Annotated in this window: 21 protein-coding genes; 9 read left to right on the top strand and 12 right to left on the bottom strand. The window is 72.7% G+C overall.

Features of this window, described 5'->3' with window-relative positions; translation table 11 throughout:
• Positions 1-18 precede the first annotated feature (18 nt).
• The 4 genes from LL239_RS00610 to LL239_RS00595 form a co-directional block, all read right to left on the bottom strand.
• Entirely contained in the window at positions 19-279 is a 261-nt protein-coding gene (locus tag LL239_RS00610) for a DUF6510 family protein (RefSeq protein WP_228161500.1), read from the bottom strand.
• Entirely contained in the window at positions 279-1019 is a 741-nt protein-coding gene (locus LL239_RS00605) for an FAD-binding oxidoreductase (protein WP_228161499.1), read from the bottom strand. The genes LL239_RS00610 and LL239_RS00605 overlap by 1 nt, the downstream gene beginning before the upstream one ends.
• On the bottom strand, positions 1016-1606 hold the full coding sequence (locus LL239_RS00600; RefSeq protein ID WP_228161498.1) for a molybdopterin-dependent oxidoreductase: 591 nt from the start codon (positions 1604-1606) through the stop codon (positions 1016-1018). Before LL239_RS00600 ends, LL239_RS00605 begins: the two co-directional genes overlap by 4 nt.
• Positions 1607-1704: 98 nt before the next feature.
• Positions 1705-2679: a MauE/DoxX family redox-associated membrane protein gene (locus LL239_RS00595; RefSeq protein WP_228161497.1), complete on the bottom strand. Its 975-nt coding sequence runs from the start codon at positions 2677-2679 to the stop codon at positions 1705-1707.
• A gap of 169 nt (positions 2680-2848) precedes the next feature.
• Here LL239_RS00595 and LL239_RS00590 point away from each other — a divergent pair, with 169 nt between their 5' ends.
• On the top strand, positions 2849-3742 hold the full coding sequence (locus LL239_RS00590; RefSeq protein ID WP_228161496.1) for a DUF808 domain-containing protein: 894 nt from the start codon (positions 2849-2851) through the stop codon (positions 3740-3742).
• Positions 3743-3784: 42 nt separating this feature from the next.
• Here the strand turns inward: LL239_RS00590 and LL239_RS00585 are convergent, their stop codons facing one another.
• The 3 genes from LL239_RS00585 to LL239_RS00575 all read right to left on the bottom strand — a co-directional run bounded on the left by LL239_RS00585 (position 3785) and on the right by LL239_RS00575 (position 7077).
• On the bottom strand, positions 3785-4345 hold the full coding sequence (locus LL239_RS00585; RefSeq protein WP_228161495.1) for a flavin reductase family protein: 561 nt from the start codon (positions 4343-4345) through the stop codon (positions 3785-3787).
• A 72-nt stretch (positions 4346-4417) separates the two neighbouring features.
• Positions 4418-5707, bottom strand: a complete 1290-nt coding sequence (locus tag LL239_RS00580) for an alpha-amylase family protein (protein ID WP_228161494.1) — start codon at positions 5705-5707, stop codon at positions 4418-4420.
• A 140-nt stretch (positions 5708-5847) separates the two neighbouring features.
• Positions 5848-7077 carry an ROK family protein gene (locus tag LL239_RS00575; protein WP_228161493.1) on the bottom strand — a complete coding sequence of 410 codons (1230 nt, stop codon included), beginning with the start codon at positions 7075-7077 and terminating at the stop codon, positions 5848-5850.
• Positions 7078-7252: 175 nt separating this feature from the next.
• Here LL239_RS00575 and LL239_RS00570 point away from each other — a divergent pair, with 175 nt between their 5' ends.
• Genes LL239_RS00570 through LL239_RS00555 form a run of 4 tightly spaced genes read left to right on the top strand, consistent with a single transcriptional unit; the run spans position 7253 to position 12031 of the window.
• Positions 7253-8497, top strand: a complete 1245-nt coding sequence (locus LL239_RS00570; protein ID WP_267188799.1) for an ABC transporter substrate-binding protein — start codon at positions 7253-7255, stop codon at positions 8495-8497.
• A complete protein-coding gene (locus LL239_RS00565; RefSeq protein WP_228161491.1) occupies positions 8494-9408 on the top strand; it encodes a carbohydrate ABC transporter permease in 915 nt (304 codons plus the stop codon). Before LL239_RS00570 ends, LL239_RS00565 begins: the two co-directional genes overlap by 4 nt.
• A complete protein-coding gene (locus tag LL239_RS00560) occupies positions 9405-10322 on the top strand; it encodes a carbohydrate ABC transporter permease (protein ID WP_228161490.1) in 918 nt (305 codons plus the stop codon). The genes LL239_RS00565 and LL239_RS00560 overlap by 4 nt, the downstream gene beginning before the upstream one ends.
• Positions 10323-10351: 29 nt before the next feature.
• On the top strand, positions 10352-12031 hold the full coding sequence (locus tag LL239_RS00555; protein ID WP_228161489.1) for a glycoside hydrolase family 13 protein: 1680 nt from the start codon (positions 10352-10354) through the stop codon (positions 12029-12031).
• Positions 12032-12161: 130 nt separating this feature from the next.
• On the opposite strand, the gene LL239_RS00550 is transcribed toward LL239_RS00555, so the two are convergent.
• From LL239_RS00550 to LL239_RS00535, 4 genes are read right to left on the bottom strand one after another with little or no spacing between them, the layout of a single operon-like run.
• Positions 12162-12968 carry a galactosyltransferase-related protein gene (locus LL239_RS00550; protein WP_228161488.1) on the bottom strand — a complete coding sequence of 269 codons (807 nt, stop codon included), beginning with the start codon at positions 12966-12968 and terminating at the stop codon, positions 12162-12164.
• Positions 12965-13963, bottom strand: a complete 999-nt coding sequence (locus tag LL239_RS00545) for a glycosyltransferase (protein ID WP_228161487.1) — start codon at positions 13961-13963, stop codon at positions 12965-12967. Before LL239_RS00545 ends, LL239_RS00550 begins: the two co-directional genes overlap by 4 nt.
• Positions 13960-15096 carry a glycosyltransferase gene (locus LL239_RS00540; RefSeq protein WP_228161486.1) on the bottom strand — a complete coding sequence of 379 codons (1137 nt, stop codon included), beginning with the start codon at positions 15094-15096 and terminating at the stop codon, positions 13960-13962. Before LL239_RS00540 ends, LL239_RS00545 begins: the two co-directional genes overlap by 4 nt.
• Entirely contained in the window at positions 15093-16145 is a 1053-nt protein-coding gene (locus LL239_RS00535; protein WP_228161485.1) for a glycosyltransferase, read from the bottom strand. The genes LL239_RS00540 and LL239_RS00535 overlap by 4 nt, the downstream gene beginning before the upstream one ends.
• Before the next feature lie 149 nt (positions 16146-16294).
• On the opposite strand from LL239_RS00535, the gene LL239_RS00530 reads away from it, so the two are divergent.
• The 4 genes from LL239_RS00530 (at position 16295) to LL239_RS00515 (ending at position 22484) form a co-directional block, all read left to right on the top strand.
• A complete protein-coding gene (locus tag LL239_RS00530) occupies positions 16295-17233 on the top strand; it encodes a WcbI family polysaccharide biosynthesis putative acetyltransferase (RefSeq protein WP_228161484.1) in 939 nt (312 codons plus the stop codon).
• Positions 17230-19644, top strand: a complete 2415-nt coding sequence (locus tag LL239_RS00525) for a glycosyltransferase (RefSeq protein WP_228161483.1) — start codon at positions 17230-17232, stop codon at positions 19642-19644. Before LL239_RS00530 ends, LL239_RS00525 begins: the two co-directional genes overlap by 4 nt.
• A 106-nt stretch (positions 19645-19750) precedes the next feature.
• Positions 19751-20788, top strand: a complete 1038-nt coding sequence (locus tag LL239_RS00520; RefSeq protein ID WP_228161482.1) for a class I mannose-6-phosphate isomerase — start codon at positions 19751-19753, stop codon at positions 20786-20788.
• A gap of 55 nt (positions 20789-20843) precedes the next feature.
• Entirely contained in the window at positions 20844-22484 is a 1641-nt protein-coding gene (locus LL239_RS00515; RefSeq protein ID WP_228161481.1) for an ABC-F family ATP-binding cassette domain-containing protein, read from the top strand.
• A gap of 626 nt (positions 22485-23110) precedes the next feature.
• Here the strand turns inward: LL239_RS00515 and LL239_RS00510 are convergent.
• Positions 23111-23455 carry a LysR family transcriptional regulator gene (locus tag LL239_RS00510; RefSeq protein ID WP_228161480.1) on the bottom strand — a complete coding sequence of 115 codons (345 nt, stop codon included), beginning with the start codon at positions 23453-23455 and terminating at the stop codon, positions 23111-23113.
• Positions 23456-23495 lie beyond the last annotated feature (40 nt).

Below are 23495 nucleotides of genomic sequence, written 5' to 3'. Positions count from 1 at the left end.
CAGCACCGGCGCTCCGGATCACCCCCGCCGCACCTCGAGAGCGTCGATGCCCGGCATCCCGATCCACGATCGTCCGCCGACGGCATCCACCATCGTCAACAGCACGGCGTCGCACGCGCGGCAGCGGGCCACGGCGCCCATCGCGCTCACGTACACCGCGACTCGGGCGACGGCGCCCCCGTCTCCGCACGCCCGGCAGCGGACGGGCGAATCGGTGGCATCCCATCCGAGGAGGTCGGCCAACCGGCCGGCCAGCGCGTTGCCGTCGAGAACGTCCATCACGAGCCTCCGAATCGCTCGGTGCGGATGTCGCCGGGCCGGTGCCCGGCATCCAGGAGCCAGCGCGAGACGGCCTCGACGAACGGGGTCGGGCCGCACACGTACACGCGGGGGTTCTCGTCGGCGGGCACCGCCGCCCCGCGCAGACGCTCGGGGGTCAGCCGGCCGGGAGGGAGGGATGCCTCGGGGGGAGCGGCGCGCGTGTACACGAGGTCGAGTTCCACGGCGCCCGAGTTTGCCAGCGCCGCCAGCTCGTCGGCGAAGAACACGTCGGCCGGGGTACGCACCGAATAGAGAAGCCGGAACTCGCTCGCATCGCCGGCGTCCGCGTGCGCCTGCGCCATCGCGTACAGCGGCACGACGCCCGAGCCGCCGGCGATCAGCTGCACCGGCCGCGGCGACTCCTCGGCGCGCGGGGTCCACACGAAGAACGCGCCCAAGGGACCGTGCACCTCGATCTGGTCGCCGACCCGCAGATCGTGCACGAGGAACGGCGAGACCTCGCCCTCGGGCACCTCGTCCACGGCGAGGAGGACGCGGGTGCCTTCGCCCGACGACGCGATCGAGTACGACCGCGAGGCCTGGTAGCCGTCGGGTGCGGTCAGGCGCAGGTCGAGGTGAGCGCCGGCGTCGTTCCCGGGCCACGTCGGCACGTCGAGTTCGATCCGCTTCGCCGTCGGAGTCTCGGCGCGGACGTCGGCGACCGTCGCGGCGTGCCAGGCGGTCGGGCGCCGCGTCACCAGTACCGCTCCTCCTGCCATGGGTCGCCGTGCAGGTGGTAGCCGTTCTGCTCCCAGAAGCCAGGGTCGTCGTCGGGCATCGTGACGAGGCCGCGCACCCACTTCGCGCTCTTCCAGAAGTACAGGTGCGGAACGAGCAGGCGCGCCGGTCCACCGTGTTCAGGCGTGAGCGGCTCCCCGTCGGCCTCGAACGCGATCCAGCTCTTGCCGTCGAGCAGGTCGTCCAGCGGGATGTTCGTGGTGTACCCGCCGTAGGAGTGCGCCATGACGTAGTCGTGGGCGGTCTCGACCTCGGCGAAGATGCGGTCGAGAGACACTCCGCGCCACGGCATGTCGAGCTTGGTCCAGTGCGTGACGCAGTGGATGTCGACGGTGATGTCCTCCATCCCCAGCGCCTGCAGTTGCGCGGTGTTCCACCGGTGGTCGCCGTTCTCGGTACGGACGACGAATTCCCAGTCGTCCGCGTCGATCTCGGGGGTGGGCCCGGCCGACAGCACCGGCCAGTCACCCACCAGCGTCTGGCCGGGGGGAAGGCGGGGGTCGCGCTCGGCGCGGCGTCCGGAGAATCCTCGAGTGATGAACGACATGGGCGCCTCTTTCCTCCCGGAACCGGACGGATTTCACCCTAGTCAGGTCGTCGGAGGCGCGATAGGGACGATTGTCGGATCGCCGGGACCATCGTTTCTCAGTGCGTCGAACGATCCTCGTCGGAACGCGGGGTTCGGGCGTCGGCCGCCGCCGCCAGAACGGTGTCGACCAGGGACGCGGTCTCCTCCCCGCCGACCGCGATCGGCCGCAGCAGGCCGCCTGAGGTGGTCAACAGGACGCCGGCGGGACGGTCGGCCGGGATCCCGAGGGCCACGGCGAACTCGCCCGACGGATCGGCGTGCAGCCCGACATCGGCGCTGCTCAACGGCGATCCATCGCCGACGGCCACGATCAGCCGCACGTCGACGAGCGTCTCGAGCCGGTCCCGGTCCCCGGTCATCCGATCGATCAGGCTCTCGCACGCGCTGCATCCGCGCCGCACGAACAGCAGCAGCTGGGCGCGTCCGCGCAACGCGCGCTGGCGAGGGACGACGACCTCGCCCTCGGGCGCGATCAGGGCGGCATCCGGGACTCCTGTCCGGTTCGGAGCCTCCGGACGGCGCAGCGAGGCGACGACGACCGCGACCGCGACCGCGCTGAGGAGCGCGCCTATCGCCGGCAGTGGCGAGAGCAGCAGGCGCACGGCCAGCGCCGGGAGGGCGGGCTCCTCCAGCGCCCCGAGCAGGGAGAGCGCGGCGAGTGCGGAGAGGGCCGCGTTGCGCGCCGTCATGGCGGGACCGACCCGGGTGGATGCCACACGCCCGAAGCATCCGCAGTCGTCCGTCGACGCCCGCGCCTGTGCACGCACTCCGATCGCCAGGAACACCAGCGTCAGTGTCAGAGCGCCGGCCGCTGCGGCGACGGCGGTCGGACCGGCGCCCAGCAGCAGACCGAGTGCGGTGACGAGTTCGGCGGCGGCCACGGCACCCACGGTGGGGCCGGCCGGCAGACCGGTGATGCGCAGGGCGCGCAGCGTGGACGACGCTGCGCCGAGGTCGAGCAGCTTGCCGACGCCGCTGACGGCGAACACGACGGCGAGGATCAGAGACGGCAGCGTGGTGAGCGCGAGCATCCGCCCACGATCGGGCCGGCGCGCCGCACACGCTTCCGGAGGGAGCCGGGAGGTGGGCGGGTGAAGCGGCGCTCGGCCCAAGAGTCGCGAGGGGCCGCTAGGGTCGCTCTGACGACTCCGTCACTGTGCGCGGCTCCCGCGCCAGCCGTTCACCCAGGGAGAATCGCGTATGTCCGTCGGTCTGCTCGCCGTGGTCGATGACATCCTCAGCGCCGCCCTCAAGGCCAGCGCGAAGACCGCAGGGGTCGTCATCGACGACGCCGCGGTGACGCCTCAGTACGTGCAGGGGATCACCCCGGCCCGCGAGCTGCCCGTCGTGTGGAAGATCGCCCTCGGCAGCATCATCAACAAGTACGTCATCATCATTCCGATCGCGTTGCTGCTGACGGCTTTCGCTCCGGCGGTGCTGCCGTTCCTCCTCATCGTGGGTGGCGGATTCCTGTGCTTCGAGGGCGCGGAGAAGGTGCTCGAGTGGTTCGGAGTGTCGCACGAGCACGCCGACGACGGCCCGCGGGATGAGCGCAAGCTCGTGTTCGGGGCTGTCCGGACCGACCTGATCCTCAGCACGGAGATCATGCTCATCGCGCTGACGAGCCTCGACCCGGATTTCAGCATCTGGATGACGCTCGGGGCGCTGCTGGTCATCGGCCTCGGCATGACGGTGCTGGTCTACGGTGCCGTTGCGCTCCTGGTCAAGATCGACGACATCGGGTTGCGCTTCATGAAGAGCCCGGCGAGGGGGGTCCGGCGGTTCGGCGCCCGGGTCGTGGCATCCATGCCCGCCGTCTTCCGCGTCATCAGCGTGGTCGGAACCGTCGCGATGCTGTGGGTCGGCGGCCACCTGGTCGTCGCGAATCTCGCCGAGACCCTGTGGCACGGGCCCCTTGATCTCGTGCACGCCCTCACGCACCTCGTCGAGGCCGCCGGACCCGTCGTGGAGTGGATCGTCGACACCGCGATCTCGGCGGTCTTCGGGCTCGTCCTCGGCCTGATCATCGTCGGTGTGATCACCGGCGTCCGACGCGTGCTCTCGCGCGACGAGAAGGCGGATGCCGCGCACTGACCCGGTACCCGGATCGCGTGGGGCAGTGACGGCCCGGCGGTGTCAGTCGAGGCGCGAGTGGTCGCCCAGACGGTGCCACGTGCGGTTGTGATACACCAGGGCGGCGCCCGTCTCGCCGGGCTCGAGGTCGCGCTCGACGTTGACCTGCAGGGCCTGGGCGGCGATGACCGTCGAGCCGCCGGCATCCATCCGGCTGACCACCGCGCACCGCAGCCACGCGCGGACGCCGTGGTACACCGGCTCCCCGGTGGACAGGCGCGTCCAGGCCGAGGTGTCGGCGAAGCGGTCGAGGCCGCTCGTGGCGCCGGCGCGCGCGAGGGAGATGTCCTCGGCGTCGAGCAGGTGCACTACGATCGTGGACGCCGCCACGATCGTGGGCGTCGCGGACGACAGGCTCGAGACCGAGAAGATCAGCAGCGGCGGGTCGGCCGAGACCGACGACACCGATGACGCGGTGAGCGCCACGGGGCCGTGCTCGCCGTAGGCGGTGATGACGGCGATACCGCCGGGGTGGCCGCGGAACGCGCGCTTGAAGTCGTCGGCGGTGACCCCGGTGCCGATGCTGGGGGTGCTCTCGGATCGCTCCTGCGGGAGGGAAGTCATACCTCGACGGTAATGCCACGTCGGCGTGCACGGCTCCCGAGCGCGAAACCCGGCGACACACACACCGACGGGTCAGCCCTCGAGCACCGCCCAGCCGCGGGCGGGGAGATCGACGCGACCGTTCCGGAGGGGGCCGTCGCCGGCGACCACGGCCGCCGCGTCGGCGGCGGGCAGGGACACGGGCGCATCCCGGAGACTCAGAGCCACAACGATCGCCTCGGCGTCCACCGCGGTGCGCAGGACGAGCGTGTCGTTGGCCACCTCGACCACGTCGGTGCGCGCGCGCCAGAGCCACGGATGCCGCCGACGCAGCGCGATGAGCGCGCGATGCGCGTCGAGGATGCGCTCGTCGACGTCGGCCACCTCACCCGGGGCCGCGGGGAACTCCGGCCGTACGGCGTCGTCGCCGCCGAGCCGCTCCTCCTTCACGGCGGTCCAGCCGAACTCGTCGCCGGCGTACACCGACGGTGTGCCGCCCACCGCGAACAGCACGGCGAGGGCGTGCGGGACGAGGTCCGGCCCCACCGCGGAGGCGATGCGGGTGACGTCGTGGTTGCCGACGAACGTCTGCGGAACGTAGGTCGCGAGCAGCTCGTCGTGGCGCTCGATCGCGTGACTCAGCTCGAAGAAGTTGCCGTCGGCGATTCCGTGCCAGATCCCCTGCCACAGCTCGTACTGCGTGAGGGAGTCCATGGTCGAGGCGTTCACGATGGCCGGCCCGTCTCCGTGGATGACCTCGCCGACGAACCACGCCTCGGGGAACCGCTCGCGCACGCGGGGGAGCACCCGCGCCCAGAACTCCGGCGGCACCGCGTAGGCGGCATCCAGTCTCCAGCCGTCGATTCCGCGCGCGAGCCAGTGGCTCATGACGTCGACGACGAGGTCGACGGTGGTGTCGGCGGAGTGGTCCAGCGCCACGAGAGCGCCGTGCCCCTCGAAGACCTCGGGCTCGAACCGGCCGTCGACCCATGCACCGCGGAACAGCGTCGCGTCGCCCCCGTCGAGCACCGCCCGGAACGCAGGATGGGCGCGGCCGACGTGGTTGAAGACGCCGTCGAAGAGCACCCGGATGCCACGAGCCTTCGCCGCGGAAATGAGCCGGTCCATGTCGGCGTCGTCGCCGAGCCGCGGATCGACGCGGAAGTGATCGACGGTGTCGTATCCGTGCGTCTCGGATGCGAAGACCGGACCGAGGAGCAGGCCGTTCAGCCCCAGCTCGATCACGTGATCGAGCCAGGGCTCGAGGCGGTCGAGGCGATGCACGGGTGCCGCGTTCGGGTCGACGCCGTCGCGGATCGGGGCGCCGACGAACCCCAGCGGGTAGACGTGCCACCAGAAGACGTGCTCGGGCCAGGTCGGCATGGTGCTCCTTCGCGGGTCGCTCGGGGCGACGCTACCCGACGCGCGCGCCGCGCCGGATCGGCTCGGCGAGAGGCGCCGGTCGTGCTAAGGCGCGTGGCGCGGTGCGTTGCCGCGCCCGACGCTCCGGCCGATCAGCACCGTCAGGCCCGCGCCCGTTCGGCGGGGAGGGCGAAGGGGGCGAGGTCGATCGCGCGCGCGCGGGTCGCCTCGATCGCGGCGGCCACGGCGCCCGTCGAGACGATGTCCGCCCCCAACGGGGAGGCGACGATCTCGGGCGGAGGGAGGTGCAGGGTCGTCGGGACGACCTCGGAGGCCGCGTCGATGATCGGCGCCGCGCCGGCGGCGATCGCGCCGGAGATTACGACCCTGCGGACGTCGAACAGGCTGCCGAGCAGGCCCGTCACGATGGCGAGCTGCCCGCCGACCTCGGCGGCGACGGCCAGGGCCCCCGGGTCGCCGGCGCCGGCGAGGTCGAGCACCTGCTTGGCATCCAGGTCGTCCGCCGGCACCTGCGCCAGCACGCTGCCGGCCGGCAGCGTGCCCGCCGCGATCGCCGCGCGAGCGGCATCCACGCACCGCGGCGCGAGACCGTAGGCGCTGCCGACGCCCTCGACCCGGTCGAACGCGATGGTCTCGCCGGCGCCGCCGTGCGCGCCCCGCACGAGTCTCCCGTCCATCCAGATCCCGGCGCCGAAGCGCTCGCCGGCCAGGAGCGCCACGAAATCGTCGTAGCCGACGGCCGCGCCCTGCGCGTGCTCGGCGACGGCGGCGAGCGAGGCGTCGTTCTCCACGCGGACCACCGGCGCCCACGACGCGAACGTATCGACGAAGTCCGGGTTCATCCGCTGCCAGAAGCCGTCGTGGTGCACGGGGGAGCGGCCCGAGCGATCGACGGGCGCGGGCACGCCCACGCAGATCGCGACGAGGTCGTCGCGCGACGCGTGCGCTCGCGTGAGCGTCGCCTCGACGACCTTCTCCGCCGCCCGGCGTCGACGTTCGGGGGAGTCGCGTTCGGGGTCGATCGACACGCGCGAGGACGCGACGGGGGTTCCGCGCAGGTCCGCGACCGTCGCGGTCACGTGCCCGCGGCCGGCATCCACTCCGACGACGAGGGCGGCGTCGGTGCGCAGCTCGAAGCGCCGAGCCGGGCGCCCCTTGGAGTACTCGCCGACCGCGCGCGCGTTCGGCAGCTCGACCAGGAGCCCGCGGGCGACGAGTTCGTCGATCACGTCGATCGTCGTCGACCGCGTCAGCGCGACGGCAGACATCACGTCGCTCGCGGTGAAGACCTCGGCGTCCCACGCGTAGGCGAGCACGGCGTCGAGGCTGTGGCGTCGGAGCGAGGGCACCGAGGGTGTGGCATCCGTCATCGGTTCTTGACCCCTCTCGTGCCTGATGCAATACTGCCCTCACGATATTGATTTGGCGAGTAGATTTAATATCCGATTCAAGATCGCAACGGTGCGAGGAGGAAACGTGTCGACGGAGACGGCAACGGTGCGACGTGGTGTCGCGGCGCTGGCGGTGACGGTGCTGGGGGCAGCGATGCTCGCCGGGTGCTCCGCGGACGGTCGTGAGACCATCCGCTTCACCTTCAGCAAACGTGAGGCCCTGGCGTTCATGGACCAGGTGGTCGCGGACTACAACGCCTCGCAGGATCGCGTCCGCGTCGAGATGGACACCTCGGGTGTGGACGTCGTCTCGGCGAGCTTCGTCCGCGGCAACCCGCCCGACATCATGCTCGCCAATTACAACTACGAGGTCGCCCGGTTCGTTCAGCGCTGCGCCCTGACCGACCTGTCGGACACCGACGCGGCGGCGACCGTCCGTGAGGACCTGCAACCGCTGATGGACCAGTACGGCGTCTGCGCGGGTCGCACCAGCGCCCTGCCGTACTCGGTGATGGCGTCGTCCGTCATCTACAACGTGCAGATCTTCGAGGACCTCGGGCTCGACGTGCCCACCACATGGGGTGAGCTGAGAGAGACCGCCGAGACCTTGCAGGCCAACGGCGTGACGCCGTTCTACGGCACGTTCAAGGACGACTGGACCGTCGGCCAGGGCTGGTACGACTACGCCGTGGGCGGATCCCTCGACGTGATCGACTTCTTCGACGCCCTCGCCGCCGAGGGCGACGCGGTCGGCCCGGGCTCGGCCGTGTCGTTCGAGAAGGACTTCGCCGCGGCGATGGACCGCATGACCGAGCTCGCCTCGACCTACACGAACCCGGATGCCAACAGTCGGGCGTACGGCGACGGCAATCTCGCATTCGCTCAGGGGCAGGCAGCGATGTACCTGCAGGGGCCGTGGGCTCTCGGCGAGATCGCCAAGACCTCGCCCGATCTGCGGGTCGGAACCTTTCCCCTGCCCATGACGGACGACGCGGACGACCTCGCCGTCCGCGTCAACATGGACCTCGCCGCCATCATCCCGGAGGGGTCGCGCCATCAGGATGCCGCGCGCGACTTCCTCGAGTACCTCTACCAGCCCGAGATCATCGAGGCCTACAACGAGTCGCAGCTCGGATTCGCGCCGACCGAGGATGCCCCTGCCCCGAGCGATCCGCGCGTGGCGGGGATGATCCCCTACTACGAGGAGGGGCGGATCTACCAGGGCGCGTCGGTGCTCGTGCCCAAGACGATCCCCGTCTTCAACTATTCCCAGGCGATGATCCTCGGCGCCTCGCCGCAGCGGACGCTCGCCACCATGGACGAGGACTGGGCACGCCTGGCCTTCCGGCAGCCCGCCGCGTCGACCACCGATTCCGCCGCCGAAGGAGACGTGCGATGACCACCACCACGACCATCGTCACCGGCGGGAAAGCGGCCGCACGCCGCAGCACCCGCCGCGTCGAGCCGATCTACTACTTCTTCCTCGTCCCGACGCTCGTGCTGTTCACGCTGGCGATCACGGTGCCGGGCATCATCGGCATCTTCTTCAGCTTCACCGACTCCATCGGCATCGGCGAGTGGAACTTCACGGGGCTGACGAACTACATCGCGCTCTTCAGCGACCCGGCGATCCTGCAGGCGTACCTGTTCACCTTCGGTTTCTCGGTCGCGACCGTGATCGTCGTCAACGTCGCGGCGTTCCTGCTGGCCGTCGGCCTCACCGCCCAGATCCGCTTCAAGAGGGCGCTGCGGACGGTGTTCGTCATCCCCATGGTGATCTCCGGCATCATCATCGCCTTCGTCTTCAACTTCCTCTTCAGCAACTCCCTCCCTCAGGCGGGGGCCGCCCTCGGCATCCCGTGGCTCGAATCCAGTCTTCTCGCCAACCCCGACCTGGCGTGGGTGGCGATCGTGATCGTCACCGCGTGGCAGGCGATTCCGGGGACGCTCCTGATCTACATCGCCGGCCTCCTCTCGGTGCCCGGCGACGTGTACGAAGCGGCCGGGCTCGATGGGGCCGGCAAGGTCCAGCAGCTGCTGCGCATCACGCTGCCGCTCGTCGCCGGGTACGTCGTCATCAACGTCATCCTCGGCTTCAAGGGATTCCTCAACGCCTACGACATCATCGTCGGTCTCACCAACGGCGGTCCCGGCACCGCGACCCGCAGCGTCGCGATGTCGATCATCTTCGGTTTCAACGGCGGCGACTACGCCTACCAGATGGCCAACGCGGCCCTCTTCTTCATCGTCGCCGTCGTCATCTCGCTCCTGCAGCTCTCGCTGACCCGCGGAAGGAACACCCTCTCATGACCGCCGTGAACCAGCCCGCGCTCGCTTTCGAGCAGGCAGAACTCTCCGTCCCTTCGCGTCGACGCACCGGCGGCCGGATCCGCCGCGTCGGCACCGAACGCATCAGCTGGTCGACGACGACGATCCTCGTCCTGTGCGCCGTGACCGTGCTTCTGCCGCTCTACGTCACCGTCACGATGGCGCTCAAGAGCGGGGCGCAGGTCGTCGACGGCAACGCCTTCTCGTTCCCCGCCCCGATCAGCTTCGACGGATTCGTGCAGGCGTGGACCCTGACGAAGTTCCCCGTCGGACTCGCGATCTCGCTGCTCGTCACGGCGGGCACGGTCGTCGCGACGATCGTGCTGGCCGCCTTCGCGTCCTACGCGATCGCCCGCAACTGGGACCGCAAGCTCTTCCGGTACTCGTTCTTCTACCTGCTCGCGGCGATGTTCATCCCGTTCCCCGTCGTGGCGCTGCCGCAGATCCAGCTCACCGGCCGGGTCGGCCTCGACAACCCGTTCGGCGTGATCATCCTCGCCACGATGTTCCAGCTGAGTTTCAGCGTGCTGCTGTTCACCGCGTTCCTCCGCTCGATCCCGCTGGAACTCGAGGAGAGCGCGCGCATCGACGGCGCGACGACGTGGCAGACGTTCTGGCGGCTGATCTTTCCGCTGCTCGCCCCGATGAGCGCCACCGTCGGCATCTTCGCGTTCCTGTACGCGTGGAACGACTTCATGATGCCGTCGCTCATCATCAGCGATCCGGCCTTGCAGACGCTCCCCGTGCGGCAGAACCTGTTCCAGACGCAGTTCAGCAACAACTACAACGTCGCCTTCGCCTCCTACCTCATGGCCATGGCTCCCGCCATCGTCGCCTACCTCTTCACCCAGCGATGGGTGATGGCCGGCGTCACCCAGGGCGCCGTCAAGGGCTGACCCGCCACCTCACCCGAAAGGACCCCTCCGTGACCACCGCCGCACCCTCCGTGCACCCCCGCGAGCTCTCCGACGCCCCCGACTGGTGGCGTCAGGCCGTGGTGTACCAGGTGTATCCGCGCAGCTTCGCCGACAGCAACGGCGACGGACTCGGCGACATCCCCGGCATCACCTCGCGCGTTCCCTACCTCGCCCAGCTGGGGGTGGATGCCATCTGGCTGAGCCCCTTCTACCCCTCCGCGCTCGCCGACGGCGGGTACGACGTCGCCGACTATCGCGACGTCGACCCGCGCCTGGGGTCCCTGGCCGACATGGACGAGCTCATCGCAGAGCTGCACGCCCACGGCATCCGGGTCGTCGTCGACATCGTGCCCAACCACACCTCGAACGATCACGCCTGGTTCCAGGAGGCGCTCGCCGCCGGCCGCGGCTCCGCTGCGCGCGACCGCTACATCTTCCGCGAGGGGACCGGGCCCGACGGCAGCGAGCCGCCGACGGACTGGCAGTCCGTTTTCGGCGGTTCGGCGTGGGAGCGCGTCGCGGACGGGCAGTGGTACTTCCACAACTTCGACGTCTCGCAACCCGACCTGAACTGGGCGAACCCCGAGGTGCGCGCCGACTTCGTGAAGACCCTGCGCTTCTGGAGCGACCGCGGTGTGGACGGCTTCCGCATCGACGTGGCCCACATGCTCACCAAGGACCTCACCGAACCGCTGCCCTCGGCCGCCGAGCTCGCGGCGCTGCCGCAGGACGGGAACCACCCGCTCCTCGATCGCGACGACGTGCACGAGGTGTACGCCGAGTGGCGCGCCGTCTTCAATTCCTACGACCCGCCGCGCACCGCCGTCGCCGAGGCGTGGGTGCACCCCTCGCGCGTGCCCCTGTACGCCAGCATCGACAGCCTCGGCCAGGCGTTCAACTTCGACTTGCTCGAGGCCGATTTCGACGCGCGCCAGTTCCGTCGCATCGTCACCGACAACCTCGCGCTCGCCGCGCGATCGGGCTCGTCGACGACCTGGGTGCTCTCCAACCACGACGTCGTCCGCCACGCCACGCGCTACGGCCTTCCCGACGCCGAGCGCGGCGCCGACGGGCGCCCGACGCTCAAACACGGCAATCGGTGGCTGCTCTCGGGCGGCACCGAGCCGGCGCTGGATGCCGAGCGCGGGCAGCGGCGGGCCCGTGCCGCGGCGCTGTTCGTCCTGGGGCTGCCCGGGTCGGCCTACCTGTATCAGGGTGAGGAGCTGGGCCTCCACGAGGTCGCCGACATCCCCGACTCCGCGCGTCAGGACCCGACGTTCTTCCGCAGCCCGGGTGTCGACCAGGGGCGCGACGGATGCCGCGTGCCCCTGCCGTGGACGGCCGAAGGGCCCGCGTTCGGCTTCGGCGACGCCGCGGCGCATCTGCCGCAGCCCGACTGGTTCGCCGCGTACGCCGTCGACCGCCAGGACGGCGACCCCGCGTCGACCCTGTCGATGTACCGCCGCGCGCTCGACCTGCGGCACGAGCTGCAGACCGCCGAGCAGCTCGAGTGGCTGGACCTCGGGCGTGAGGACGCGGTGGGCTTCGCCCGCCCCGACGGCTGGATCGTGGTGACGAACTTCGGCACCGAGCCGATCGCGCTGCCCGCGGGCGAGGTGCTCCTCTCGAGCGTCCCCGTCGAGGCGGGAACGCTCCCCGGCGAGGCGTCGGTCTGGTTGCGCGCGTAGGCCGCGGCATCCCTGGTTCGTGAGTGTCCAAGACACGCCGTATCGCCCTCGTGGCATGCGGCGTGTCTTGGACACTCGGCGTTTGAGGGGGCGGGGCGGGGGCGGGGCGGGGCGGGCGGGCGGGGCGGGGTCAGGTGCGCAGCCAGGAGTCGCCGCGGCGTTCGACCGCGCCGGCGGCGGCGAAGGCGTCGAGCCACCCGCGCATCGGCCAGACGCCCCAGCGTCGGTGGAATGTGGTGCCGTTGCGCAGAATGTCGTCGAGGTGGCGCCACGGCGGGGAGGAGACCGGATGCCACTGGTGGTAGGCATCCGCCCCGCCCGTCCACCTCAGGGGGACGCCGGCTGCGCGCGCCGTCCACGCCAGGTCGGTGTCCTCCGCGCCGTAGCCCTCGTACGCGTCGTGGAAGCCGCCGAGGCGCTCCCAGGTCGCCGCGGTGACAGCGAACGACAGCGACCAGAAGAGGTCGTACTCGCCCGCCTCCGCCGCGCGTGTCGTCCCGGCAGGCAGGGCGGGGCGTGCCGCGTGCGGGCGGGTCACGTGCGGCAGGTCGTCGGTCTCCGGGCGTTGCACGCTCGCGAGGTACGTCACCGGGCCGGCGAGCACTGCCTCGGGGTGCAGGCGCGCGGCAGCCGCATAGCGGGGGACCAGGTCGGGGCCGGGCAGACAGTCCACGTCCAGGAACACGAGCAACTCGGCGCCGTCCGCGATCGCGGCCGCGGCCGCGGCGTTCCGCCCGGCCCCCACGCGCAGCCCGTGCCGCCCGGGCGGCACGTGGAGCGTGCGGACGCCGGCATCCCGGATGCCGGGCGCCACCGTCTCGTCGAGGAAGACCTCCACCCGCACGACGTCGGGGGCGACGACGGCGAGGACCTCGCGCTGGCGCTCGAGGTGCGCGCGGCGGGCGGCGGAGGCGACCGTGAGGACCGCGACCCTCACGGCAGCATCGCCTCGACGGCCTCGGCGGCGCGCTCGGCGGCCCCCGCCACCTGCCACTGGGACCAGTCGGGCGCGTCGGTCGCCGCGGCCTCGACGAGCGCGACGATCCCCGCGCCGTCGACGTCCTCGGGCGCCACGCGGGCAAGGCCCCACCGATGCAGGGCGCACGCGGTGTGGCGCTGTTCGTCGAAGGGGCGGTCCTGGGCGACGACGACGGCGCGGGCACCCGCGGCGGCGAGGTCGGCGACACTGTTCTGTCCGGCCGCGCTGACCACGACGGTGTGCGAGGTCACGAGCGGCCACGGGTCCTCGATGCGGGAGTCCGGGTCGTGCCCGACCGCGCGCGTGCGCCAGCCGGCCGCGGACAGACGCTCCTCGGCCTCGCGGCGCACCTCGTCGTCGAGGACCCGGCCGAGGAAGAGCACCGAACGTTCGGCATCCGCGTCCGGGGACGACCTTCCGTCGTACCGCGAGATGCCGCCGGTCCACACCACCCGATCGGTGCGTGTCGAGAGGGCCCCGACCGGGACGGCGCCGTGCGCCCACGGGGCGAGGATGCGGTCGGCCAGGTCGTAGGCGAGCGCGTGGGCGGCGTCGGTGCGCTCCCCGGGCTGCGTGACGGCAAGGGTGCGCAGCCCCAGCAGCCGGGCGAAGGCCACGACCTCGGCGCTGACGTCGACGACCATCGCGCGCAGGTCCGCCGACTGCGACGCGATCCGCGTGAGACGCGCGCGGTGTCCGGGGTGATCGTGCGGTGCCCAGTGCAGCGAACCGCGCACCGTGGGATCGCCCTCGCGCGGGTCGCAGATCGTTCCGTCGTCGTGCTCGACGGTGTCGGCGTCGTCGGGGAGCGCGATCCACTCGACCTCGGCGCCCAGTCCGGCCGGCCGGGGGAGCGACGAGAAGGCACGCACCGGTGTGCGCAGGTGGGGGTGCACGGCGAGGAAGCGGGCGACGTGCCCGTACCCGTGGTGGTGCACGTACCAGCCGATCACCACGACACCGCCGGGATCCGCTGCTCCGCCGCCCGCTGCGCCGTGTGCGCGAGGACGCGCTCGACGTCGCGGTAACGCCGACTCAGGGCGTGCTCGCGGACGGCGGCACGGCGCGTCCACGTGCGGGTGAGCGGCTCGCGCTCGCCCCGCAGCGCGAGGTCGCGGGCGGCGTGGGCGAGGGCGGTGACGTCGCCGGCGGTGACGGCTGCCGTGCCCGGCATCCCGGCGAGCACCTCGGAGACCCCGCCGATGTCGAAGGCCGCCACGGGCGTCCCGGTGACGAGGGCTTCGGCGATGACGAGGCCGAACGGCTCCTCCCACATCGGCGTCACGAGAGCGACCGCCGACGCGCCGACCAGTCGGCACAGGTCGCCCTGGTGCAGGGCGCCGACGTAACGGGCGTGGGCGCTCAGGCGCGGGGCGACCTCCTGCTGGAAGTAGTCGACGTCGCCGATCCGGCCCGCCACGACAATCTCCGCGCCCGCGGTCCGTGCCGCCTCGATCGCGAGGTGCGGCGCCTTCTCGGGGACGATGCGTCCGGACCACACCCAGCGCGAGCCGCCGGGGCCACGGGTCCAACGTTCCGTGTCGATGCCGTTGGGGAAGACGAAAGCGTCGACGCCCTCCACCGACCACGCGCGCGCGGTCGCCTGGCTGACGGCGACGAAGCGGTGCGCGCTGCCGCGGACGTAGGCGGCCGCTTCGAGGAGGGGATCGAGCGGCGGCGTGTGCAGCGTCGTCACGACCGGGATGCCGGCATCCCGGCTCCACCGGATCGGGGCCGGGTGCAGGCTGTGGTTGTCGATCACGTCGAAGCGGTGCGCCTCGGCACGCAGGCGTTCCAGAAGCACCTCGTGCGCGGCCTCGGTGGCCGCGGCATAGCCGTCCGGATACCCCGTGTCGGAGGCGTCCTCGATGCGCGACCACTCGGGAGCGGGCAGCGCGAATCGGGGGGACTCCTCCAGGAAGTCCGACCCCTCCGCGGCGCAGAGGGTGACGTCGTGCCCACGCTGGCGCAACCATCGCACGCGGTCCCACACCGTCGCCTCGAGACCTCCCGCGTGCGGTTGACGCAGCGGATACCGCGAGGGCGCCACCACGAGCACGCGCATCCGGTTCAGCGCCCGGGTCACGCCGCGTGCTCCGTCCGCAGCGATCGTCGGTACAACGCGACGTGCGCCTGCCGCACCCGGTCCCGCTCGTCGAGTCGCTCCGCCCGTCGGCGGACGACCTCGGCTGCGCGCGCGGCGGTGCCCGGGACGGACCAGCCCGGTGCGGCGGCCTCCACGATCGCCCGCTCCAGCGACACCGGGTCGCCGACACGGAAGGCGTGGAAGTCGCCGGGGTGCTGCGCGGCGATGTGACCCACGCGGGTGCCGAGGACGGGGACGGCGAGGTCGTAGCAGAGCTCGGCCCAGCCCGAGTGCGTACCGTGCCCGTACGGCAGCACGCACGCGTCGAGGTCGGCGAGCCACCCGGCGAGGGCGTCGTCGTCGAGCCGCGCGGATCGCGCGAGCGTCACCCCGTCGGCGTTGCGCGTGAGCGCCTCGATGGATGCCGCGGCCTCGGCGTCGCGGACGTTCTCGTTCAGGCGCACCACCGCTTCGACGTCCGTGCCCCGGGCTCGCAGGTCGGCGACGGCGCGGACGAGGGTCGCCGTGGTGCCGACGCCGTCGATGTTGGGGCGCAGGTCGCGCAGGTGCACGCCGATCCGGGTCGCGGAGTGGCCGCGCCCGGTGGGGAGGGCCTCCCCCTCGATGAGCGTGGGGTGGGGGATGACGGTGCTGGTGCGGCCGTGGTCGCGCTCCACCTCGGTCGCGGTCGCGGCGGTCAGTGTCGTCAGCTCGTCAGCGCCCGCCACCAGCGTGTCGAGGGCTGCACGGTGCGCGGCCTGGTCGCTCAGCTGCGGGTTCTCGAGGTCGTGCACCGTGTAGATGAGGGGCAGGCCCAGGCGTCGCAGTGTCTCCACGGTCGCAGCCAGCTCGTCGGCCGTGTACGACTCGCTCCCGAAGTGCACGTGCACGAGGTCGATCTCGGCGGCGTGCTCCTCGAGCCAGGCCGGCAGCAGCACCTGCGGTGGCCACCACTGCCCCGGCGCGGCGCCGGGCGGGGGCGGGTCGACCCGGAGGTCGACGAAGCGCTCGTCGGTGACGGCCCGGGTGTACGGGTGACCGGCGGGCACGGCGGCGACCCGGATCCGGCGAGGGGCTGCGGTGTCGATCGGGGGGCCTCCTGGGTGCGGCGGTCGTGTCGCGTATCGCATCGCCAGGGCCGCCGCAAGTCGGCGCGATCGGTTCCCGGGCGACGGCGGCGACGGCGTACGTTCACATCATGAGCGGCGGGTATGACGGGTCGGGGACGCTTGCGGACGACACCGCGGCGGTGATAGCGCGGCGGCGCCATTACGCCGAGTTCTACGGCGACACCCCCGCCCCCGAGGGCTATGGCGTCGTCGTCGGCAACTGCCAGGCGGAGTCGATCCGCCTCGTCGTCTCGAACGACGGCCACCCCGGCGTGCGTGTGCCCGCGGTGCACGAGATGGATGCCGCGGATGCCGAACGCCTCCACCGTCTGCTGGCCGGGGCGGCGTTCCTGATCGTCCAGCCCATCCGCGATGACTACCGTGGTCTGCCCCTGGGGACGTCGCAGCTGCGCGCCGCGCTGCCGGCGGGCGCGCGGACCGTGGTCGTGCCCTCGCTGCGCTTCGGCGGACTCCACCCCTTCCAGGCCGCGATCCGCGTCCCCGGCGTCGAGGAGGACCCGCCGCTCGTGGCGTACCACGACGTGCGCACCCTCGCCGAAGCCGCGGGACTCCCCGTCGCGGCCGAGCTCCCGACCGCGGCCGTGCGCGCGGTGGCCGAGGACTCCGTCGCCGAGTTGCGGCGCCGCGAAGAGCTCGGCGTCGACGTCGTGGCATCCGATCTGTACGACACGGTCGTGGCCGACCTCGCGCGGACCGTGAACCACCCCGGCAACGCCGTGTTCCTGCCGCTGGGGGAACGCATCGTCGCCGCGCTCGGCGCCCCCGGCAGCGCGGTCGACCCCGGGCGTCCGATCCTCGCCGGGGTGCGGGCACCGCTCGAACGGGCCGTGGTCGAGGCGTGGGACCTGGATGCCGAGCCCCGGCGCGACTGGATCGTCTCCGAGGAGCGCCTCGACGCCGACGTCGTGGTCGACGCCCACCGCCGGTGGTACGCCGAGCACCCCGCGTTCGTCGCGGCCGCGGTGCAGCGCCTCGCGCCGCTTCTTCGTCGCTGGCGGGCCGCGTGAGCGTACGCCCCGTCCTGCTCGCCCCGCCCGGCCCGCACGGCGTCGCCGCGTACGCGCGCGCTGTCGCGGAGGACGTGCGGACGCTCGATCCCGCTCTGCGCCTGGTGACCCCCGACGACCTGCCCGGGCTGCCGGGCGGGACGCCCGTGCACGTCCACGTCACCGACCGCCTGTGGGGCACCTCGCCCGAGGAGGCGACCGCGCGTCTCACGTCGCTGGCGCAGCGGCATCCGCTGACCGTCACGCTGCACGACGTGCCCCAGGCCTCCGACGGGGAACGCAATCGCCCGCGGCGCCGTGCGTTCTACGCCGCCGTCGGGCGCGCCGCGCACGCCGTCGCCGTCAACAGCGCGCACGAGCGAGCCCTCCTCGTGGAGGAGGACGTGTGGCACGGCCCCGTCGAGGTCGTGCCGCTGCCCGTGCCCGCGTTCGCGGAGGGCGCCCGACCGCACCCCGACGGCACCGTCGGGGTACTCGGCTACTTCTACCCCGGGAAGGGGCACGATGAAGCGCTCGCCGCCGCGGCGGAGGCGGGGATCGGGCGGCTCACCGTCCTCGGGCGCGCATCGGACGGGCACGCCGCCGACCTCGAGGCGTTCGTCCGCCGCGCCGCCGACGCGGGCGTCGGCGTCGAGGTGACCGGCTGGCTCGACGACGCCGAGATGGCGCAACGGGCTCGCGCGGTCTCGGTCCCCGTCATCGCCCACCGGCACGTCTCCGCGTCGGGGTCGTTGGCGTCGTGGATCGGGTGGGGCCGCCGCCCGATCGCGGTCCGCAACCGCTACGTCGACGAGATGGACGTGCTGCGGCCCGGGACGCTCCTGACCGTCGAGCCGTCCGAGCTCTCTGCAGCGGTGCGCACGGCGGCGGACGACCCGGATGCCACCTGGCACGGCATCCGTCCCGTCCCCGTCGGCCCCGCCGACGTCGCCCGCGCCTACCTGGCCTGGTGGCACGCGCTCCCCACCCCCACGCTCCCCACTCCCGCCCCCACGCCCCCCGCCCCCGCCCCCGCCCCCGCCCCCGCCTCCGCCCCCGCCCCTCAGGTTGAGTGTCCAAGACACGCCGTTGAGCCCCACCCCGGTGCGGCGTGTCTTGGACACTCGACGCCGGACGGCGCACGCTGGGTCGTCGGGAACCGATGGGATCTCGTCGCCGGGAAGGAGCCCGAGCCGCCGCGGGTGAGCGTCATCGTCACGCACTACGCTCAGCCCGACGAGCTCGCCCGCACCCTCGCGGCGCTCGCGCGGCAGGACCACCCCCGCGACCGGATCGAGATCGTCGTCACGGACGACGGCTCGCCCGACGCGCCGGTCGTGCCGGACGGCGTCACGCTCGTCCGCCAGGCCGACCGGGGCTTCCGGGCCGCGGCGGCGCGCAACCTCGGCGTCGCGGCGAGCACGGGTGACATCCTGTGCTTCCTGGATGCCGACACCACCCCCGAACCGGGATACGTCCGGGCGCTCACGCGCCTGCCCGCCCTGCTGCCCGAGGCCGTCACGGTGGGGCGACGGCGGCACGCCGACCTGTCCGGGCTCGCGCCCGACGTCCCCGTTGCCGTAGCGGGGCCCGAACGGGAACTGCCCGAACCGGGGTGGCTGCGCGAGGAGTATGCGCGTACGCAGAACCTCCTGCACGCCGACGACCGCGCCTACCGCTTCGTGATCGGGGCGGTGTCGGCATGCTCGCGCACCCTCTTCGACGAGGTCGGCGGCTTCGATGAGACGTACACCTCCTATGGCGGCGAGGACTGGGAGTGGGTGCACCGCGCGTGGCAGAGCGGCGCCGTCCTCGCCCACGTGCCCGAGGCGGTGGCGTGGCACGACGGCCCCGACTGGTCGGGCCGCGACATCGATCGCGCGCGCGAGGGCAACCGCCAGACCCTCCGCCTCGCGGCCGACATCCCCGTCGCCGGCTCCGCCGGGCGCGGCCTGCTGCCTGCTCAGCCCGACCTCGTGGTGCATCTGGCGGGCGAGCATCCCGAGCCGGCCGTGTTCCTGTGCGTCGATGCGCTGCTGGCCGCCTTCCCCCGCGCGGCCGTGATCCTCGACGCGCCGCCGACGAGCCGCGCGCTCGCCGCGGATCCGCGCGTGCGCGCCGGCATCGTTCCGGACGCGCGCGTGATCTGCAGGCTCGACCGGCCCGTTCTGGTGGACGTCGCCGACGATCTCGCGCCCCGGTTGGCCGCCCTCGGTCAGGGCGACGAGGGGTGGCTCGAGATTCGCGCCGCCGACGGCACCCCCGTCGGCACCGCGAGCGCGCGCCGCGCCCGCCGTCGCGCGGAGCGGTGGGGTGCGCAGGTCGGGTTCGAGACCGGCGGGATCGTGGCATCCGGGGTCCACGTCCTGCGCGACGAACCGCACCTCGAGGCCTGGGTGGGCGGTTGGGGCGGTCTCGACCGGTTCGTGTGAGCGACGGGCGGGCGCGGGCCCCGCCGCTCCTCCCCGCTGGGCATGGTGTAGATGTGGAAGCGGCCGGCATCGTCGCCGCGTCATCCCCCGCCCGATCGGAGCCCCGGTGAAACCCGTCCTCCTGCCACCGAATCCGGTGCAGCACTTCTACCGCGGCGGCGACCGCATCGCCGCCCTCCGCGGAATCGAACCCCGCACCGACCGCCAGCCCGAGGAGTGGCTCGCCTCGACCGTGTCCCGTTTCGGTTCCGACGGGGTCGGTCTGGCCGTCACCGGTGACGGCGCGTTCCTCCGCGACCTGGTGGCCGCGGACCGCGCCGCGTGGGTGGGCGCGCGGGGAGGGCGGGATGCCACCGACCTCGGCATCCTGGTGAAGCTCCTCGACGCGCGTCAGCGTCTCCCCGTCCACGTGCACCCCGACCGCGGTTTCGCCGCGAGCCACCTCGACTGCCCCTACGGCAAGACCGAGGCCTGGTACGTGCTCGAGACCGAGGAGGACTGCGCGGTCTACGTCGGCTGGAGCCGGCCGGTCGACCGCGACGAGCTCGACCGTCGCCGCGACGCGCAGGACAGCGAGTGGATGCTCGCGCACATGAACCGCGTGGTGGTGCGTCCGGGGATGGGGGTGCTCGTGCCCGCGGGGACGGTGCACGCGATCGACGGGGGCATCTTCCTGGCGGAAGTGCAGGAACCCACCGACTTCTCGATCCTGCTGGAGTGGTCGGTGACGACGTCGACGCGCGAGGAGTCCCACCTCGACCTCGGGTTCGACGCCGTCATGCCCGCGGTCTCCACCGACGCGCTGGATGCCGCCGCCGTGGATGCGCTGATCAGCACCGCGGGCACCACCCCCGCGGGATCCCGCTTCCGCCCGCTGCTGCCGGCCGCGGCCGACCCGTACTTCCGCCTGTTCGATGCCGGCGGCGAGACCGCCGCGCACGAGGCCGGCTTCGCGGTCGTCCTGGTGTCCCGGGGATCCGGCGCGCTCGTCTCCGATGCCGGACGCGTCGAGATCGAGCGCGGGCAGGTGTACGCCGTGCCGCATGCGTTCGGCGCGTGGCGGCTCACCGGTGACGCCGAGGTGCTCGTGGCCGCCCCCGGTGCGGGCTGGCCGATGACGCTCCGGGGTGGGAGCGTGCGCTAGCCGAGCCCGGCGACGGCCGGGATCACCGCTCGCCGCGCCCTGGGAGAATCGTGGGATGACCGCCACGCTCGTCACCCAGGGACTCGCCGGGGGATACGGCCACCGCACACTGTTCGAGGGGGTCGACCTCACGGTGGCGCCGGGTGACGTCATCGGCGTGGTGGGCGCGAACGGTGCCGGCAAGTCGACGCTCCTGCGGCTCCTCGCCGGGGTCGACGAGCCGCAGGCCGGCACGATCGCGCTCGCCCCGGCCGACGCGTTCGTCGGATGGCTGCCGCAGGAGCACGAGCGCGTGCCGGCCGAGACGGTGGCGGGGTACATCGCACGGCGCACCGGTTGCGCCGCAGCGACGAGGGAGATGGATGCCACGGCGGCGGCTCTGAGCGACCCGGATGCCGCGGGAGCCGAGGACGCCTACGCCACGGCCCTGGATCGCTGGCTCGCGAGCGGGGCGGCGGACCTCGACGAGCGGATGCCGATCGTGCTCGCCGACCTGGGCCTGGACGTCGGCGCGGAGGCGCTGATGACGGGGCTCTCCGGAGGGCAGGCCGCGCGCGTGGGCCTCGCGGCGCTCCTGCTGTCGCGCTTCGACATCGCGCTCCTGGACGAGCCCACGAACGATCTCGACCTCGACGGCCTCGAGCGGCTCGAGGCCTTCGTGAGGGGCCTGCGCGGCGGGGTCGTGCTCGTGAGCCATGACCGCGAGTTCCTCGCGCGGTCGGTGACGCGCGTGCTCGAGCTCGACCTCGCGCAGAACTCCCATCGCGTGTACGGCGGCGGCTACGACGCCTACCTCGAGGAGCGGGCGACGCTGCGCCGACAGGCGCGGGAGAAGTACGAGGAGTTCGCCGAGACCAAGGCCGACCTCGTCGCCCGTGCGCGCACGCAGCGCGAGTGGTCGAGCCAGGGCGTGCGCAACGCGATGAAGAAGTCGCCCGACAACGACAAGATCCGCCGCAAGGCGTCGATGGAGTCCAGCGAGAAGCAGGCCCAGAAGGTGCGGCAGATGGAGAGCCGCATCGCCCGGCTCGACGAGGTCGAGGAGCCGCGCAAGGAGTGGAAGCTCGAGTTCACGATCGGTGCCGCGCCACGGTCGAGCTCGGTCGTCTCGACGCTGTCCGGGGCGGTGTTCCGGCAGGGAACGTTCGCGCTCGGACCGGTGTCGTTGCAGGTGAACGCGGGCGAGCGCATCGGAATCACCGGGCCGAACGGTGCCGGGAAGACGACGCTGCTGCGTGGCATCCTGGGCCGTCAGGTCCCCGACGAGGGCAGCGCGTCCCTCGGAAGCAGCGTCGCGGTCGGCGAGATCGATCAGGCCCGGTCACTGCTTGTGGGGGAGCGCCCGCTGGCGGAGACGTTCGAGGCGCTCGTGCCCGAGATGACCTCGGCGGACGTGCGCACGCTGCTGGCGAAGTTCGGGCTCAAGGCCGACCACGTCACGCGGCCCGTCGACGGCCTGTCGCCGGGGGAGCGCACCCGCGCGGGGCTCGCCCTGCTGCAGGCGCGCGGGGTCAACGTCCTCGTGCTCGACGAGCCGACCAACCACCTCGACCTGCCCGCTATCGAGCAGCTCGAGCAGGCTCTGGAGTCCTACACCGGCACGCTGCTGCTGGTCACGCACGACCGCCGGATGCTGGCCGCCGTCCACACCGATCGCCACTGGCGCGTCGAGGCCGGTCAGGTGTCGGAGCTCTAGGGCGCGCCCGCCCGGGGCGCGGTAGCGGGCGCTGTGCCGCGGTGGCGGCGCCGGGGCGCGGGTCGCGGGCGCTGTGCCGCGGTGGCGGCGTCGGGGCGCGGGTCGCGGGGCCGCGTCACGGTGGCGGGCGCCACGCATAAACGCGATCCGCGCGCATAAACGCGGTGGCAGAGCGTTTTGCGCGCCAAGAGCGTTTATGCGCGGGCCGGGGTCGCGTCGGTGAGCCGGGGCCGCGTCGGTGGGCCGGGGCAGCGTCACGGCGGGGTGTCACGCATAAACGCGATTCGCGCGCGTAAACGCGGTGGCAGAGCGTTTTTGCGCGCCGAAAGCGTTTATGCGCGGGCCGGGGTCGCGTCGGCGGGCCGGGGCCGCGTCGGTGAGCCGGCGCCGCGTCACGGCGGGGTGTCACGCATAAACGCGATTCGCGCGCGTAAACGCGGTGGCAGAGCGTTTTTGCGCGCCAAAAGCGTTTATGCGCGGGCCTGGGCAGCGTCCGCGGGCCGGGGTCGCGTCGGCGGGCCGGGGTCGCGTCGGCGGGTCGGGGCAGCGTCGGCGGGTCGGGGCAGCGTCGGTGGGCCCGGGCCGCGTCGGTGAGCCTGGGCCGCGTCGGCGGGGCGCGGCCCGCGTCAGCGCCCCTGGCGCTTCTTGTACGGCTTGGGCTGGCCCTTGACGATGGGGGCTCGGCCCGTGCCCTTGGATGCCTTGGCCTTGCCGCCCCGAGCCTTCGGCGCCGCCGCGGCCTGCGGCGGGGCATCGGCGATGCGGACGCGGGCCTCCTCGAGCAGCAGGGTGCCGGCCGGGGTCAGGCGCGTGGGAGGGGTGCGCGACACCAGCGGCTGCCCCACCTCCTCCTCGAGCTTGTCGACCGTGGTGTACAGCGACGCGAGCGGGATGCCGAGTTTCTCGGCGGCGCGCGGGAAGTGCAGCTCCTCGGCGAGGGCGGCGAACCGGACGAGGTGCGCGAGCTTCATGGCATCCATTCTCTCCCGCCCCACCCGCCTCCCGCCGCGG

The organism is Microbacterium testaceum (assembly GCF_020781835.1).
Taxonomy (GTDB): Bacteria; Actinomycetota; Actinomycetes; order Actinomycetales; family Microbacteriaceae; genus Microbacterium; species Microbacterium testaceum_H.
This window is presented reverse-complemented; position numbering and strand designations above follow the sequence as displayed.